We start from the raw sequence: 15647 nt of genomic DNA on the forward strand, positions 1-15647 counted from the left end.
TCGTGCGCGTGTCAGCGGGAGTGGACGCGGGTGGTTAACTTCAGCCGGACACCGATCGAGCCGAAAGCTGACGACACCGTTGACCACCGCCACCCGGGACCGGCTCGCCGCCGCCCGCGACGGATTGCGCCTCGCCGCCGCACCGGCCCTGCTCACTCTCGCGATCACCCTGACCGGGATCGGACAACGTCAGTTCTGGCGCGACGAGCAGGCGACGTGGTGGGCGAGCACCCTCCCCCTCGGGCAGCTACGCCGGCTGGTCGAGGTCGTGGACCTGGTCCTGCTCCCCTACTACCTGCTCATGCACTTCTGGATCAAGGTCTTCGGCACGTCGGAGATCGCGATGCGGGTGCCGTCCGCCCTCTTCATGTCCCTGGCAGCCGGCCTGCTCGCGCTGCTCGGGGCACGGTTCGTCGACGCACCGGCAGGTCTGCTGGCCGGGTTGCTGTTCGCGCTGGTACCGGCGGTGTCCCGGTACGGCGGCGAGGCGCGGCCCTACGCCATGGCCCTGGCCGCGACACTCACCGCGACCCTGCTGCTGCTCCACGCCTTGGACAGGCCCTCGCCACGGCGGTGGGCGGGCTACGCGATCGCGCTGATCTGGCTCGGACTCAGCCACCTGATAGCCCTCACCGTGCTGGCGGCGCACCTGCTGCTGGTGATCGCCCGCCTCCACGCGACGCATCCGGGCCGCCTGGGCCACGCGATCCGCACCGGCCGCGCGATCGTGATCGGCTGGGCGGTCGCCGTCGGGGCCGCCCTGGTGGCCGTGGCGCCGGTGATCTGGTTCGGCAGCGGGCAGGACGAACAGATCGGCTGGATCCCGGAACCGACCTGGCCCGTCGTGCGAGCCTTCCCCGGCGAACTCTTCATCAGCACACCGGCCGCCGTGCTCATCCTTCTGCTGGCCCTGATCGGTATCGGTCTCGCCCTAGCCTCGAAAGCACAGCCAGCCGAGAAAACACAGCCGGCCGAGAGAACACAGCCGGCCGAAGAAACACAGCCGGCCGAGAAGGCAACCCGCTGGACGGCGGCCGTCCTGCTCGTCTGGATACTCCTGCCACCCACGCTCGCCTACCTCACGTTCGACGCGCTCGGGCTCTTCTATCCGCGCTACTTCCTCTTCGTCCTCCCGGCCGTCCTGATCGCGGCCGCCTGGGCCCTGCGCCGCCTCGCCACCACCCGGCGCCGGCTGATCGCGACAGGTCTGGCCGCCGCGCTCACCCTGGGCGTGGCAGGCTTCCCGCAGCAGCGTTTCGTGCGATCGAACGCGGTCGAGGACGAGTACGCCTGGAAGGAGACCGCGCGCTGGCTCAACGACCGGTTCCAGCCCGGCGACCGGGTCGCGTACACCGGTTACATCCGCCTGCACCGCGGCTTCTCCTACGAGTTCAGCCGTCTGCCGGGGCCGGATCCGGGTGAGGTCTACAGCTACGTCAGTCGCAAACGGACCTGGTGGTGGTCGCACAACCTGAGCACCGACCCGGCACGCGCGCTGGCCGGAGTGGACCGTTTCTGGCTGGTGACAGCGCACCCGGAGGACGGCCCGCTGACCCACATCCCGCCGGACGCCCGCGACTACTTCGAGGACAACTACACCGTCGCGGAGACCGCCACCTTCCACCACCTGCAGGCGACCCTGCTGCTGTCCAGGTAGTAGCCGACGCGCGTACTACCTCGGGTTCACCGCGAACGGGTCGGGGAGGTCGAGCCACGAGTCGGAGCCGGCGGCCAGTTCCTCGTCGGTGAGCAGACACCCGGTGAGCGCCCGCTGCAACGCCTCGGTGTCCAGGTCGAGACCGACGAAGGCGAGCTGGTGGTGGCGGTCGCCGTAGTACGGGTCCCAGTCCAGCGACGCCGCCACCCGCCGCTCCGGATGCACCGCCGACCACGACTCGTCGGGCACGTCGGCCAGCCAGCCGCCGGCCGATTCCAGGCGCAGCGCGCTCGCGGACTCCCAGGTCAGCACCATGTCGGGGCGGACCGCCAGCCACAGGTGGCCGCGGGAGCGCAGGACCCGGCCGGTGATGTCGGCGAGCGCCGCGTACAGCCGGGCCGGGTGGAACGGGCGGCGCTGCCGGAAGACGTACGACACCACGCCGTCCGCGGGCACCGGCTCGTGCACGCCCACGGCCAGGCCGCGCAGGCCGCGGATGGACGGCGCGACGGGGGCGGGGTGGGGGGACGGCCGGCGTACCGATGCGGGAAGCCGGTCGTCGTCGGTGGCCCGTACCTCCGCCCACGGCGCCAGCCGCCGCAGCAGCGTGCGCAGCTGCTCGGCCTCCCACTGCTCGCCGCCCTCGGGGCGGCCACTCACCAGCACGGCGTCGGCCTGCTCGATCTGCCGTGCGACCAGGTCGGCGATCCGCCGGTCATCGGACGAGCGGGGGTACGGGTCGACCGCGCACACCAGCTTCTCGTCGGCGAGCGCGTCCAGCACCAGGTCGGCCGCGACCGCCGTGCAGATCATGCCCAGTCGCACCGAGTCCGGGACGGCGTGCTCGATCCAGGCGACGCGGAGCTCGTCGGGCTCGTACGCCTCGGGAAGCAGCGCCAGCAGCGTCGGTGCCGGCGCCCGGCCCGCCTCCTCGGCCACCACCTGGATCAGCCGCGCCGGTGTCAGCCCGGAGGTGCGCAGGTCGAGCACCGGCGAACCGGTGAGCTGCCGCGCGGCCGCCTCCGTGGCGTGCGGCCAGAAACCGGCCAGCGGGGTGACAAGCGTCGTCGAGCCCTCGGGAGCCATGCAGGGATCTTGCCGTGCCGGCGTGGCATGCGGTGCGGTGTGTGCCGGGCGACACACGCCGGGGTTCAGCCGGCCGCGGTCAGCCGTTCCCGGCGCACGTGGGACAGCGCCGCGTGGTGGCCGTCGCCGGGATGACTCGCCGGGTCCACGTGCACCGTCGCGCCGGTCAGCCGCGGCACCCGGTGGGTGAGCTGGTGTTCCGCGTCGGCGGCGATCTCGTGTGCGGCAAGCAGGCTCAGATCGGCGTCGACCACGATGCCGGCCTCCGCGTGCAGGTGGTGACCGATCCACCGCAGGCGCAGGTGTGCGACGCCGCGGATGCCGGTGACGGCCCGCAGTTCCCGTTCGGCCCGGTCGACGAGTTCCGGGTCGACCCGGTCCATCAGCCGGTGGTAGACCTCGCGGGCCGCGTCCTTGAGCACGAACGCGATCGCCGCCGTGATCGCCAGCCCGGCCACCGGGTCCGCCCATCCCCAGCCCAGCCAGGCGCCGGCGGCGGCGAGCACCACGGCCAGCGAGGTGTACCCGTCGGTGCGGGCGTGCAGGCCGTCCGCGACGAGGGCGGCCGACCCGATCCGGCGGCCCACCGCGATCCGGTACCGGGCGACGACCTCGTTCCCGGCGAACCCGATCAGGCCGGCGGCGGCCACCCAGGGCAGGTGGGTGAGGGTTCGCGGGTTCAGCAGCCGGTCCACGGCGAACCAGGCGGACGCGACCGCCGACGCCGCGATCACGACGACGATCAGGATGCCGGCCAGGTCTTCGGCGCGGCCGAAACCGTACGTGTAGGCGCGTGTCGCGGCCCGGCGGCCCCACCAGAAGGCGATCGCCAGCGGTACGGCCGTGAGCGCGTCCGCCACGTTGTGCACCGTGTCGCCGAGCAGCGCCACGGAGCCGGAGAGCGCGACGATCAGCGCCTGGAGCAGGGCGGTGACGCCGAGACCGGCCAGCGAGATCCAGAGCGCGCGAAGGCCGTCGCGGGACGTCTCCAGCGCGTCGTCGACCTTGTCCGCGGTGTCGTGGGAGTGCGGCGTCAGCAGATGCTTGAGCCGCTGCTTCCGCCCACGCGCCTCGTGCTCGTGCTCGTGCTCGTGCTCTTGCTCTTGCTTTCCATGATCGGCCACGCCCGCCATAATATGTGCTCATGCGCGCACGCGACAACGTTGCAGATGCCAATGACCTGCAGAAACACGCGCTCGACGACAGTGTGGTGGGCTCCGCCGTCCTTCTGCTCGGGATGCTCGCCGACCCCACCCGGCTTCGTCTGATGGCGCGGCTGCTCGACGGCGAGGCCGACGTGACAGCCCTGACCGAGGCGGCCGGCGCGGCCCGGCCCGCGGTGTCCCAGCATCTCGGCAAGCTGCGCCTGGCCGGACTCGTGGTCGCCCGCCGCGACGGCCGGCGGGCACTCCACTCGGTGACCGACCCGCACGTGCGACGTCTGGTCGTCGAAGCCCTGCACGCGGCCGAGCACCGGGTGTCCGCCGCACCCGGCCACCACCGGGTGCCGGCCCAGCCCTGATCGTCAGCTCACGGCCATCGGCGCTTCCCGCGCACGTCGGAGACGGCCGGTAGCGTCCGGTGCGGTGACCACCCGACTCCGGCTGCTGGCCGAGCATCTGCTGCTCTTCTACGGATCGATCGTGCTGCTCATCGCGCTGGACGTGCCGGGCGGCCCGATCCCGGTGCTGCTCGTGGCGGGCGCGGCCGTCTCCGCGTACCTCTGGCGCTTCGACCGGCACGACCTGTGGCGCGCCCGCGCCCTGCGCGGCGCCCTGCCCGGCATGCTCGGCCGCTGGACGGTGTTCTCGCTGCTCGCCGTGGCAGCGGTGGCGATGTTCGACCGGACCCACCTGTTCGACATGCCCCGGGAGCAGCCGTGGCTGTGGCTCGCCGTGATCACCTTCTATCCCCTGCTCTCGGTCTATCCGCAGGAGTTGCTGTACCGGGCGTTCCTGCTGCGCCGTTACGCCCCGCTCGCCGGTGAGGGCCGTGGCGCGGCCGCGATGGGCGCGGCGGCGTTCGGGTTCGCGCACCTCATCTTCGGTAACGTGCCGGCCGTGGTGCTGACGATCACGGGCGGGTGGCTGTTCGCCCGCCGGTTCCAACGAACCCGGTCGCTGCTGGTGGTCTCGGTGGAGCACGCGCTCTACGGCATCACGATCTTCACGGTCGGACTCGGCCGGCTGTTCTACCACGGCGCGGGAGGCCTGCAGACGTGACCGGCGGCGGAGAGCTTGCATTCCGAGCTGAACAAGGGTGCGCGCACGCTGTCGCTGAACAGCGAGGAAGGCCGCAAGAACCGGGGCGCCGTCCTGGACCAGCTGGAGGCGATCGACGATCTCCGGCAGGCCCGCGTCGGCACGCGGCAGGTCTACTCCGCCGGCACATGCCCGGTGTTGCCAATTGGCAACACGATCTCGGCGGCCTGGTGCGGCCGGTGCTCCCGTATCCACTGCTCGATGTCGGCGGCCCACCACACCCGGCCCAGCGTCAGCACGTCGAGCGGCGCCGGGAAGTCCGCGCGCCGGGTCAGTTCGTCGGCTCGGTTGCGGGAGACACCGAGCCGCCTCGTGACCTCCCCGGTGCCCATGAGCTTGCCGGTGCGCGTCATCGGCCGGCCTTCGCCGCCAGGCGGCCAGCCAGCACCGCGGCGTTGCGCTTACCCAGCTCGGGGCCCGGCTCCGGGAGCGGACTGCTCGGCAGCATCGTGAACACGTGCGGTTCCCCGTCGACGGGCCGGGCGTAGAACAGCTCGAGCGACTGCCCGAAGCGCTCGCTGATGGGTGCGCCGACGATGTAGCCCAGCAGCCACAGCCATCCATCCTCGTGGGCTGCCGGCATCGTGTCGTCGAGCGAGACGTACATCAGCAGCACGTCGCCGTACCCGCTGCCGGACCGCCGGATCGTAATCACCGAGTCGCGCGTCGGCTCGCCGTTCGCCCGGACGCGCTCTCTATCCACGGGGGATCACCAGCCCCGACCCCGTGATCGGCGGGGCTGCGGGTGGCTGGGCGGTCGCGCACCGGGTGCCCCTGCAGATCCTGCACAGCGCCCGGACCGCGTCGCTGGGGACGATCGAGGACGGCACCCACTGGTGCGGCGGGTACGACACGGCCTCCCGAACCACCGGGCCGTTGCCGATCGTGTACGCCCGCGTGACACACCGGTGCGGGCGGTCGTGCGGATACGTCTGCCCCACGGTCCGGGCCAGCGAGACGAAGGCACCGGGGGGAGCGTCCGGGCAGTTGAGGGCGTGGATCCGCTGCGCGGGGTCGTACTCACGGCGGCTCATGACTGCGGCCTGCGCGCCGTGCGCGTCAGGGAGACGGCGGCCGGCACTCCGAGCTGCCCCTCGCGAGCCACGACCGCCATGATCCGAGCCGTTTCGGGATGGCTTCGCGGGACGGTGCCATGCTGGCGCCCCCACGGCGGCCGCCACCGTCGGTTCTCACGCTCGCTCGGTGCGTCCACGCTGTCGCCTCCGCTCACCAGCCGATCCGGTATCGGAAGCGGCGGCGAGCCCGAGGGGCCAACCACGATCACTCGCCGCCGCTGCGCGACGACGGGCGCAAGGATTATGTCTATCGACGCGCCCGCCGTCACTACGGACCGTATGACGAGTGATCACAGGCCAGAAGGGACGGCGAATACCCTTTTCACCCGGGCGACCCGGCTGGGAGGACGGAGCGTCCTACCTGACGCCCAGCCGGCGCGCCAGGCCGCGCAGCTTCGGCGACGGCCTCCGCCCGTTCAGCAGAGCGCCGACAACGGCCCGCGGGAACGGCTGGTAACGCATCCACTGCGCGGCCTCGTGCTCGATCTCCAGCATCAGGCGCTCGGCGTCCGCGTACCGACCGAGACCGGCGTGCGCGTGCGCCAGGTCGGTCTTGTGCCGGGACCTGGCCGCCAGCGGCATCGGGTTGTGCTGCGGCATCTCCCGTGCGACGTCCAGGGCGCGCGCGTAGTCGCCGGCCACCACGGCCGCGTCAACACGCTGCATGACGACCTGGGTGACGCCGAAGGTGGTGTTGTAGTCGTTGCGGTCCTTGCCGAGCCGGACCGCCGCGCCGTGCGCTACCTGGAGCAGGTCGCGGGCCTCGTCGTCGTTCCCGGCCCGGGCCGCCGCGGTGGCGCCGGTGACGAGCAGGTTGCCCCACATGCTGACCGCCTCCGGCGCAGCCTTCCGGGTCGGCTCGATCTCGTCGGCCTCGCGAACGGCGATCGCTGCGGCATCGTCCGCGCGCGCCTGGTTGAGCAGCACCCACGACCGGGTGCCGACCACGGCGGCGCGCAGGTGCCGGTTCTCCGCAGCGTTCAGGGCGCAGTCGGCGGCGACCAGCGACAGGTCCGGGTGACCGAGGTGCACGAGGGTCGACGCGGCCAGCTGGCTGGCCTCCGCGAGGATGTCGGCGGCGCCGAGCTGGCGGGCGTCGCTGATCACCTGGGGCAGGAACGCGGCGATGACGTCGTAGTCGCCGGACCAGTACGCCTTCCACGCCCGCTGTACCGAGGCGCGGAGCTCGTCGGCGGGCGCGGGTTCGCCGGAGTCTTCAACCACGGGGGTGAGTGCCCGGCGCAGGGCGAGGATGCCGCCGCTGGACGGAACGGATTCCAGGTGGGTCGGCTTGCCGACGAGCACGCCAAGGTCGACATCGAGGGCCCTGGCGATCCGAGTCAGGTACGGCAGGGAACCGGGCTTCACGCCCTGCTCGATCTTCTTGACGAGGTCGAGCGATACGCCAGCACGGTCGGCGAGTTCCTGCTGGGTCAGTCGTGGGCTGCGGTCGTTGCGCAGCTCGAAGATTCGGTCACCGATCTCAGACATGACGGCGTCTCCCTGGTAGAGGTCAGGGTGGGCGGCCGGCCTCTACTCCGGCCGCCTGTATCGACGGTACGCCGTGGAAACGATCGACGGGCGCCCCTGGACGCGACGAAGCACCCCGCCTCGCACGGACGTGTTGTGCACATAGCAGGGCGCTTGAGTCCGATTGATCGCGGTGAGAACGTGGCCGGGTGGATACCTCCGACCTGATCGCCATAGGCGCCGCTGCCATCTCGCTGGTCGCGGTCGGCGTATCGCTAAGAGCCGCCCATCACGCAGGCCGCAGTGCAGACGCTGCCGAGCGTCAGGCGATGGCTGCCGAAGCGGCCCTGCCGAAGCCGCCGCCCGCCGTCGAGTGGAAGCTCGAACCCAGCGGAGACAAGAGCCTGTACCTGCTACGCAACGTCGGCACCGACACCGCAACGGGAGTCCGGATCGCCGCACCGCCGGAGTACGACGAATACGTGCAGTTCGACCTCCCCCACGGCAAGGTGCTGGCCTACGCCGCAGTGCAGATCCTGATCGTCGATGTGGCCCAGCTACCCGCGCTCACCGAGATTTCGGTGGCATGGGACGGAGAGCTCGGCGAGACGCGGGTGCCGGTGCCGCGCGGCTACCGCTAGAAGATCCCGCCGGGGAGCAGGTGCATGACCCAGCCGCGCCACCCGGGCCGCAGATCAGTGCGGCGCTCACGGATTCGGCACCCACGTGCCGGATTCCGCACGCCGGTGCGGAATCCGGGCCGCGCGTGGCCGAGTCAGGCGGTGCGACGGATGACCTGGCTCCGGCGCTGCCGCGAATCTCCGGAACCGGTGCGCTCGACCTGCTGCGGTCGGCGCTCGCGCCGTGGAGCGGACAGATCTGGGCTGCGCATGGGCAACGCGTCCGCCACGGTAGACACCACCTCGGCGGCCTGCTGCGGACGGACCGAACTCGCCGGCCGGGCGGCTGAACTGCGGCGATCGCCGCCCAGGTGGTGAGCGAACCGCAGAGACGGCATGTGCTCCGGCCGGGTGGCGAGCACGACGTCCGCCATGTCGTCGACGACCATCCTGAGCGCCTTGCGGTGCTCGGCCGGGTCGACCACCGCGACGAGGGTCCAGCCGCGACGCCCGATCTCGTTGAGCGCGTTGTTCATCGCCCGATCCGGGCCCCGGTCGGCGCGCGGGATCACCAGGACGACGCGGTGCCCCGGCGGCGGCACAAGCTGCGGTCGCCGGTCCGTGCTCACGACCGGGCCTCGAGGTAGCCGAAGCCGTCCAGGATGGCGCGCGCCAGCTCGGCCGCCTGCTCCCAGGTCCTCAGCTCCACGTCCACGTGGACCATCACCGTGGCCTCACCGGTGCCGCCCTCGGTCAGGCTGTCGGTCCGGGCGATCCTGATGTCCAAGGTGTCCGCGGCGAGCAGCCGGCGGATCGTCCCGTCGGTGTGGTCGTCGGCCTGGTGCAGGACCAGGTCGTCACGCTCGTCGTCCTCGGCGTGATCGATCGTGCACCACTCCGGGCAGTCCGCACGCTCGATGCGGGCCAGCCGCTCGCGGTGCTCCCGCTGCCACCGCTCGGCGGTCGCGTCGACCGACCGATCGGCCGGCGACTCGGCGGCCTGCTCCTCGGGGAAGATCCTGCGAAGGATCTCGGCGGACGTCTCAGCGGTCAACTCGTCGCGGCGCTTCCAGCTGAAAAGGAGTTCTGCGGCCTGCTCGCGGTCGTCGGGCACGAAGGCAGACAGGGCTTCGACGGCGGCGTCGACGAGATCGGCAGCAACCGGGTCGGGGTGCTGCTCGACGAGCCGCCTTCGCCGGGCACCTCGCCGCCGGGCACCATCGGCAGTACCTGGGGGATGCCACATACGTGGTCGAGCAGCGTGACGTGTTCGAGAGGCGCATGAATTCGGGGTGAGCCGGGTACCGGTAGGGCGTACACACATAGCGGAGGTGCTTCCCATGGCATTCGATGACAAGGTCGACAACAAGGCCGAGGAAGTCGGCGGCAAGGTCAAGGAAGGCGTGGGCCGGGCGACCGACAACGAGCGCCTCGAGGCCGAGGGCCGTGCCGACCAGAGCGAATCGCACCTCAAGCAGGCCGGCGAGAGCGTCAAGGACGCCGGCAAGAAGATCAAGGACGCCTTCAAGTCCTGATCCGTACGCCCCGATGCGCGACGGCCACCCCGGTTCTTCCGGGGTGGCCGTTTCGCGTTCGGCGGCGGACCCGATCGGGGGTCTGCCGCGAGCCGCCGGGGGCGGGCGCCGGGCGATGCGGCAAGATCAGCGGGTGCAACCCGACACCTCCCTGCTCAGCGAGCGGCAACGCAAGATCTTGACGGTCATTCAGGACTGGGCGGTGCGGTACGGCTATCCACCGTCCACCCGCGAACTCGGCGAAGCCGTCCGGTTGTCGCCGTCCACCGTGGGCCGGCATCTGCGGCTGCTCGAGGAGTACGGCTTCCTGCGCCGCAGCTCGTCCATGACCCGCCCGGTCGACGTGCGGATGTTCCTGGTCCCGGAGCAGCGCCGGCCGGCCGACGAGGCGACCGTGGGCGTACCCCTGGTCGGGACGATCGCGGCGGGCGCCCCGATCCTGGCCGAGGAGGCGTCCGAGGAGGTGCTGAACCTGCCCCGCGACCTGGTCGGCCGGGGCACCCTGTTCAGCCTGCGGGTCCAGGGCGACTCGATGATCGACGCGGCGATCTGCGACGGCGACATCGTGGTGGTGCGGCAGCAGCCGGACGCGTACAACGGTGACATCGTGGCCGCGATGATCGACGAGGAGGCCACGGTGAAGGTCTTCCGGCGCACCCGCGGGCACGTGCTGCTGGAGCCCCGCAACCCGGCCTACGACGTGATCGACGGCGACCGGGCCGTGATCCTCGGCAAGGTCGTCTCCGTCCTCCGACGCGTGTAGGCCTGACGCCGGGGACGGCCGGTCAGGCGGCTCGGGCGGGTTTGCCCGCGTACATCGCGGCGTCGGCCCTGGCCACCAGGTCCTCCCGGCTCAGGCCGGCGGCCGGGGGTGCGCTCGCGGTGCCCACGGTGACGCCCACGGTGACGGACCCGGCGGTCAGGGCCATCGGGCTGCGCAGCGACTCGCGGATGCGGTCGGCCAGGCCGGCGGGTTCGGGACCGTGCGTGACGATCAGGAACTCGTCGCCGCCGAGACGGCCGACCACGTCGCCGGGGCGGACCACCGCGGTGAGGCGGGCGGCGACGACCCGGAGGGCTTCGTCGCCGGTCTGGTGGCCGTACCGGTCGTTGATGGGCTTGAAGCCGTCGAGGTCGCAGAGCAGAACCGTCACGCCGTCCGGTCCGGCCAGGGCGCGGTCGATCTCGGCCATCATGTGGCGGCGGTTGCGCAGGCCGGTCAGCTCGTCGTGGGACGCCTGGTGTGCCAGGGTGCGTTCGGCCTGTTCGCGCTGGGTGGTGAGGCGGTGGAAGCGCAGCAGCACCAGCGGGATGACCAGCAGGGTGCCGACCGCGAGCATCAGGGTGGCCGCGCTGCTGCCGCGCAGGATCTGCACCACGGTGAGCAGTGGGTTCGCACCGAGCGCGGCCGCCAGCCAGACCAGGTGGGCGCCGCTGCGCCGGGACGGTTCGCCGACCGGCTGCGGCTCGGTCACCGCGGCCACGTCGCGTTGCAGGGGTACGGCCGCGATCGTCACGAAGGCCAGCAGCAGCGACGTCGACCAGCCGGCGGTGAGCGCCGCCAGCGTGAACACCGCGGTCGCCGCCAGATAGGTCATCGTGGCCCGGCCCGGCGCGCGGGCCGCGGCCATCCGGATCAGGCAGCCGATGACGCCGCAGATCGCGAAGACGTCGACCATCAGCAGCATCTCGCCGGTGGACGTGGCGGCCTCGGTCAGGTGCGGTTCGACGGCCCACACCCACACCGGGCCACCGGCGCAGAGCCCGAGCACAGCCGCGTCGATCAGGCCACCGGCGTCGGCGGCCAGGCGGCGGCGCAACGCGATGGCCGTACCCATCAGGAAGAGGCCGTGCGCCGCGAACAGGGTGAAATCGGCGGCGGACCCTTCGGCCTTGCCGAGGTGGCCGCCGGAGAGCTGGTCGGGCCAGCTGAGCTGGCCGACGACGAGCAGAACGAGGCCGCCCATCGCGAGCAGCCAGGGCCGCTGGCGGGGCAGGCGCCGGGTGGCCAGCGCGTAGCCGAACGACACAAGCGGTGCCGCGACGATCAGCAGCTGCGCGACCGGACGGGCCGTGCCGGCGACCGCGTGAACGATCATGGCGACGGCCGCACCGAGCAGAAGGATTGCGCGCATCTCGGGCCTCATCGGCGCGGCACACGTTTACTTGAGGCGATCAGGAAGTTACTTGGCGCGATGGGACCGCGAGCACGTGGGAGAGGTCGCCGAACCGGACAGGGCGGCACATCCGACCCGATAGGACTCTGGCGCCGTACCGATCGTGGATGGCAGGGTTTCGGCGTGTCCGGGGATCGGGGTGCGCCGCCGTCACGGTGGATGATCTGGCTAGGCGTGCTGACTGTCGCGGTCACCCAGCTGGCCGCCGCGGCGATCAACGCGGCGACCGGCAAGGAACGCTGGCCGGGCGTGCTCGACCTGATCCGGGCGTACCCGTTCCAGGCCGCCGGGATCCTGACCGCCGTGCTGGCCGTTCTCACGGCCGTCGCGGTGTGGTGGACCGGGCGCCCGGCCGGGCATCGCGCCGACCCGCCGGCACCGGCCGTGGACCCGCCACCCGGCTGGGTGATCGACCGGCCGGACGAGGTGCACCGGGTGGTGCGGGCGCTGCGCCGGCGGCCCGGCCGCGCGGTCGGCATCACCACCGCGTTGCAGGGCGCGGGCGGGTTCGGCAAGACCACGCTGGCCCGCGTGGTGTGTGCGGACAAGCGGGTGCGCAGACGGTTCAAGGGCCGGATCTACCAGATCACGATGGGCCGGGACGTCCGCGGGGCGGCCGCGATCGCGGCGAAGGTCGGCGACGTCATCCACCTGATCACCGGTGACCGGCCCGACCTCACCGACCCCGACCTCGCCGGCGCGCACCTGAGCCGGCTGCTCGACGAGCGACCGCGACTGCTCCTGGTCATCGATGACGTGTGGGAGGCCGATCAGGTCGCCCCCTTCCTGGTCGGCGGCCGGCGCTGCGTGCGGCTGGTGACGACCCGGATCCCGGCGACCCTGTCCGACGCGCACGACGCCGTGCTGGTGCCGGTGGACCAGATGTCACCGGACCAGGCGCGGGCGGTCTTGACCTGGGAACTTCCGCCGATGCCCCCGGGCATCACGGAACAGCTCCTGGCGGTCACCGGCCGCTGGCCGCTGCTGTTGCGCCTGATCAACCGGGCGCTGGCCGACGAGGTGAGCACCGGCGCGGACGCCGGCCAGGCCGCCGGCGCCTGGGTAGCCCTGCTGGCCGCCCGCGGTCCGGGTGCCGCCGACGACCGCCCGGTGACCGAGAACGATCTCGACGTGCCGCGGCTGCGGGCCCGCCTGGTCCGCGCGACGATCGAGGCCAGCACACGCTTGCTGAGCAACGACGTCGCCGATGGCGGGCGCGGGGGCGGCAGCGGCGTCGTGGGCGGGGGCGGCAGCGGCGTCGTGGGCGGGGGCGGCAGCGGCGTCGGCGGGGGCGGTGAGCCGGCTCGTCTCGCGGAGCTGGGCGTCTTCGTCGAGGACGAGACCGTGCCGGTCACGCTGGTCGCCGAGCTCTGGCAGCGCACGGCCGGCCTCGACCTGAGCGAGTCCCGCCGGTTGTGCCGGCGACTGGCGGACCTGTCGCTGATCTCGGTCAAGCGCGACGGGACGGTGACGCTGCACGACGTGGTGCGCGCCTTCCTGCGCGAAGAACTCGGCGACCGGATCACCGAACTCAACGGCGCGCTCGCCGACGCGGTGGCCGGCCGGGTCACCGCGTGGTGGCAGCTCGGCGAGGACGAGCGCTACCTGTGGGAACACCTGATCACGCACCTGTGCGACGCGGGCCGCGCGGACGAGGCGCTCGCCGCGGCGCGGGACCTGCGGTGGGTGGCGGCGCGCCTGCGGGGGTACGGGCCGGCGGCCCCGATCCGCGACCTGCTCACCACCGGCCTGCCCGAGGCAGCCGCGCTGGTGGCCGGCCTGACCCGGGCCGCGCACCTGCTCGCGCCGACCGACCCGCCGCACTTCGTGGTGGACGTGCTGCTGAGCCGGTTGCAGGAGGAACCGCTGTGGCGCGAGCAGGCGGCCGCCATGCAGGACGCCACGGAGCGCCCGATCCTGGTCAACCGGTGGCCCCTGCCGGACATGCCGAACCCGGCCATCCGCCGCATCCTCCCCGGCGCCACCAATGCGACGCACGCGGTGGTGGTGTCGCCGGACGGCGAGTGGATCGCATGCAGCCACTACCACGACGTGCGGATCTGGGAGGTCGTCACCGGCCGGCGAATCGCGACGCTGCGCGGCGAGGACGGCTGGATCACCGCTCTCGCGTTGGCACCGGACGGCGCCTGGCTGGCCACCGGCGGCAACAACGGCAAGATCCGGATCTGGGACGTCACCACCGCCGAGGTCGTCACCACGTTGATCGGGCACGCCGGTGGCGTGTTCACCCTGGCGATCACTCCCGATGGCGGTCGGCTCGTCTCCGCCGGCCACGACGGAGCGGTCCAGATCTGGGATCTGGCGGGGATGTCCGGGGAATCGCACCTCACTCTCGACGAGCACACCGGCGCAGTCGAGGCGGTGGTCGTGGCGCCTGACGGCACCTGGCTGGCTTCGGGCGGCAGTGATCGAATCGTGCGGGTGTGGGATGCCGCCGACGGGCGGGTGGTGTCCACCATCTCCGGTCACCGACGCGCGGTGAACGCGCTGGCGGTGAGCGGGGACGGCACCTGGGTCGCCGCCAGCAACTCGGAACGGGCCATTCAGCTCTACGACATGCCCACGGGCCGGGTTCGGGCCACTCTGACCGGACACTCGCATCGCGTGGCGAGTCTGGCGTCGGCTCCCGACGGCAGCTGGCTCGTCTCCGCGAGCCACGACGGGACGCTCCGGATCTGGGACACCACTACCGGGGCTCCGCGCGCCACCCTGACCGGGCACACCGGCCGGGTGGAGGCGATCGCCGTCGCGCCGGACGGCACGTGGCTGGTCTCCGCCGGTGAGGATGGAACGGTGCGGATCTGGGAGAGCGATGCCCGGAAGGCGCACACCGCTCGCACCGAGGAGGCGTCAGCCGTGGCGATCTCCCGCGACGGCACCTGGCTGGCCTACGTCTCCGACGGCTGGCGAATCCGAACTCGCGACCCCGGCGGGCGTACTCAGGGTGTCGTCGCCGACCACGACAGCTGGACCCGGGCCTTGGCCATCGCGCCGGACGAGACCTGGGTCGTCACCGCTGGTGACGACAATGCAGCACACCTCTGGGATCCTTCCACCGGAAACCTCCTCAAAACCCTGGAAGGACATACCGGCGTCGTCGAGGCAGTGGCGGTCGCGCCCGACGGCACCTGGCTCGCCACTGCCGGACGTGACGGAACCGTACGGATCTGGGACAGCCCCACCGGCGGCCTTCGCGTTGTCCTCCGGCACACCGCGAGCGTCGAAACTGTGGCGACGGCGCCCGACGGCACCTGGCTCGTCTGCGGAGGCTGGGACAAGACCGTCCGGGTCTGGGACGTCGGCACGGGAGCCCTCCGCCTTACCCTGACCGGGCACGACCATGTGGTCAGCAGCGTGACGGTCGCGGCGGACGGCACCTGGCTCGCCTCCGCCGATCTCAGCGGGCGGGTGCACGTCCGGGACGCGACCACGGGACAGATCCGGACGACCCTCGTCGGCCACGAGGACTCGGCAACGGCGGTGGCGGCGTCCCCCGACGGCTTCCGCCTCGCATCCGCCAGCAACGACCGCACCCTGCGCGTCTGGGACGTCGCGACCGGCCGGCCGGTCGCCATGATGCGGGTGGACGGGCGACTCCGGGACTGCTGCTGGCTTCCCGACGGCAGTGGCATCGTGGCCGCGGGCGACGGGGGCCTCTACCTCTTCGACCTCCGTACCGGTGGAGGTCACAGGGCTCTCACGCTAGACCCGGAGATCGGTTCGGGCCAGCCGGAAGCGTGATCT

At 72.2% G+C, this 15647-nt stretch carries 16 protein-coding genes; 7 read left to right on the plus strand and 9 right to left on the minus strand.

Annotated elements, in window-relative coordinates:
- The first annotated feature begins 79 nt into the window (after positions 1-79).
- Entirely contained in the window at positions 80-1657 is a 1578-nt protein-coding gene (locus LPA41_RS03940; RefSeq protein ID WP_229068371.1) for a glycosyltransferase family 39 protein, read from the plus strand.
- A gap of 15 nt (positions 1658-1672) precedes the next feature.
- Here the strand turns inward: LPA41_RS03940 and LPA41_RS03945 are convergent, their stop codons facing one another.
- Together LPA41_RS03945 and LPA41_RS03950 are read right to left on the minus strand one after the other, a co-directional pair.
- Positions 1673-2743, minus strand: a complete 1071-nt coding sequence (locus tag LPA41_RS03945) for a GTP-binding protein (RefSeq protein ID WP_229068373.1) — start codon at positions 2741-2743, stop codon at positions 1673-1675.
- Between the two features lie 65 nt (positions 2744-2808).
- On the minus strand, positions 2809-3867 hold the full coding sequence (locus tag LPA41_RS03950) for a cation diffusion facilitator family transporter (RefSeq protein ID WP_374238108.1): 1059 nt from the start codon (positions 3865-3867) through the stop codon (positions 2809-2811).
- Positions 3868-3887: 20 nt separating this feature from the next.
- Here LPA41_RS03950 and LPA41_RS03955 point away from each other — a divergent pair, with 20 nt between their 5' ends.
- Together LPA41_RS03955 and LPA41_RS03960 are read left to right on the plus strand one after the other, a co-directional pair.
- Positions 3888-4265 carry a metalloregulator ArsR/SmtB family transcription factor gene (locus LPA41_RS03955; protein WP_229068375.1) on the plus strand — a complete coding sequence of 126 codons (378 nt, stop codon included), beginning with the start codon at positions 3888-3890 and terminating at the stop codon, positions 4263-4265.
- A gap of 64 nt (positions 4266-4329) precedes the next feature.
- Positions 4330-4965 (plus strand): type II CAAX prenyl endopeptidase Rce1 family protein, encoded by a 636-nt coding sequence (locus LPA41_RS03960; protein ID WP_229068377.1) that lies wholly within the window; start codon positions 4330-4332, stop codon positions 4963-4965.
- Positions 4966-5117: 152 nt separating this feature from the next.
- On the opposite strand, the gene LPA41_RS03965 is transcribed toward LPA41_RS03960, so the two are convergent.
- From LPA41_RS03965 to LPA41_RS03980, 4 genes are all read right to left on the minus strand, one after another.
- On the minus strand, positions 5118-5357 hold the full coding sequence (locus tag LPA41_RS03965) for an AlpA family transcriptional regulator (protein ID WP_229068379.1): 240 nt from the start codon (positions 5355-5357) through the stop codon (positions 5118-5120).
- The gene (locus LPA41_RS03970; protein WP_229068380.1) at positions 5354-5707 is read right to left on the minus strand and encodes a hypothetical protein; all 354 of its coding nucleotides are present in this window, start codon (positions 5705-5707) and stop codon (positions 5354-5356) included. The genes LPA41_RS03965 and LPA41_RS03970 overlap by 4 nt, the downstream gene beginning before the upstream one ends.
- Complete coding sequence (locus LPA41_RS03975; RefSeq protein ID WP_229068381.1) at positions 5700-6038, minus strand: hypothetical protein; 339 nt, start codon at positions 6036-6038, stop codon at positions 5700-5702. The genes LPA41_RS03970 and LPA41_RS03975 overlap by 8 nt, the downstream gene beginning before the upstream one ends.
- Before the next feature lie 399 nt (positions 6039-6437).
- Entirely contained in the window at positions 6438-7571 is a 1134-nt protein-coding gene (locus LPA41_RS03980; RefSeq protein WP_229068382.1) for a helix-turn-helix domain-containing protein, read from the minus strand.
- Between the two features lie 188 nt (positions 7572-7759).
- Between LPA41_RS03980 and LPA41_RS03985 the strand changes: the two genes are divergently transcribed.
- Positions 7760-8191, plus strand: a complete 432-nt coding sequence (locus LPA41_RS03985) for a hypothetical protein (protein ID WP_229068383.1) — start codon at positions 7760-7762, stop codon at positions 8189-8191.
- 134 nt (positions 8192-8325) lie between these two features.
- Here LPA41_RS03985 and LPA41_RS03990 read toward each other — a convergent pair whose 3' ends face one another.
- Positions 8326-8799, minus strand: a complete 474-nt coding sequence (locus LPA41_RS03990) for a hypothetical protein (protein ID WP_229068385.1) — start codon at positions 8797-8799, stop codon at positions 8326-8328.
- Positions 8796-9284: a hypothetical protein gene (locus LPA41_RS03995; RefSeq protein ID WP_229068387.1), complete on the minus strand. Its 489-nt coding sequence runs from the start codon at positions 9282-9284 to the stop codon at positions 8796-8798. Before LPA41_RS03995 ends, LPA41_RS03990 begins: the two co-directional genes overlap by 4 nt.
- 226 nt (positions 9285-9510) lie before the next feature.
- Here LPA41_RS03995 and LPA41_RS04000 point away from each other — a divergent pair, with 226 nt between their 5' ends.
- Positions 9511-9705: a CsbD family protein gene (locus tag LPA41_RS04000; protein ID WP_229068388.1), complete on the plus strand. Its 195-nt coding sequence runs from the start codon at positions 9511-9513 to the stop codon at positions 9703-9705.
- Positions 9706-9820: 115 nt separating this feature from the next.
- Positions 9821-10468: a transcriptional repressor LexA gene (gene lexA / locus LPA41_RS04005; protein WP_229068390.1), complete on the plus strand. Its 648-nt coding sequence runs from the start codon at positions 9821-9823 to the stop codon at positions 10466-10468.
- Positions 10469-10490: 22 nt separating this feature from the next.
- On the opposite strand, the gene LPA41_RS04010 is transcribed toward lexA, so the two are convergent.
- A complete protein-coding gene (locus LPA41_RS04010; protein ID WP_229068392.1) occupies positions 10491-11840 on the minus strand; it encodes a GGDEF domain-containing protein in 1350 nt (449 codons plus the stop codon).
- A 216-nt stretch (positions 11841-12056) separates the two neighbouring features.
- Here LPA41_RS04010 and LPA41_RS04015 point away from each other — a divergent pair, with 216 nt between their 5' ends.
- Positions 12057-15644 (plus strand): NB-ARC domain-containing protein, encoded by a 3588-nt coding sequence (locus LPA41_RS04015; protein ID WP_229068394.1) that lies wholly within the window; start codon positions 12057-12059, stop codon positions 15642-15644.
- Positions 15645-15647 lie beyond the last annotated feature (3 nt).

The organism is Actinoplanes sp. DH11 (assembly GCF_020873875.1).
Lineage (GTDB): Bacteria > Actinomycetota > Actinomycetes > Mycobacteriales > Micromonosporaceae > Actinoplanes.

Excerpts from the sequence above, each read along its gene's own strand:
- LPA41_RS03945 (WP_229068373.1), bottom strand. The coding sequence starts at position 2,743 with ATGGCTCCCGAGGGCTCGACGACGCTTGTCACCCCGCTGGCCGGTTTC.
- LPA41_RS03955 (WP_229068375.1), top strand. The coding sequence starts at position 3,888 with ATGCGCGCACGCGACAACGTTGCAGATGCCAATGACCTGCAGAAACAC.
- LPA41_RS03965 (WP_229068379.1), bottom strand. The coding sequence starts at position 5,357 with ATGACGCGCACCGGCAAGCTCATGGGCACCGGGGAGGTCACGAGGCGG.
- LPA41_RS03975 (WP_229068381.1), bottom strand. The coding sequence starts at position 6,038 with ATGAGCCGCCGTGAGTACGACCCCGCGCAGCGGATCCACGCCCTCAAC.
- LPA41_RS03980 (WP_229068382.1), bottom strand. The coding sequence starts at position 7,571 with ATGTCTGAGATCGGTGACCGAATCTTCGAGCTGCGCAACGACCGCAGC.
- LPA41_RS04000 (WP_229068388.1), top strand. The coding sequence starts at position 9,511 with ATGGCATTCGATGACAAGGTCGACAACAAGGCCGAGGAAGTCGGCGGC.
- lexA (WP_229068390.1), top strand. The coding sequence starts at position 9,821 with ATGCGGCAAGATCAGCGGGTGCAACCCGACACCTCCCTGCTCAGCGAG.
- LPA41_RS04010 (WP_229068392.1), bottom strand. The coding sequence starts at position 11,840 with ATGCGCGCAATCCTTCTGCTCGGTGCGGCCGTCGCCATGATCGTTCAC.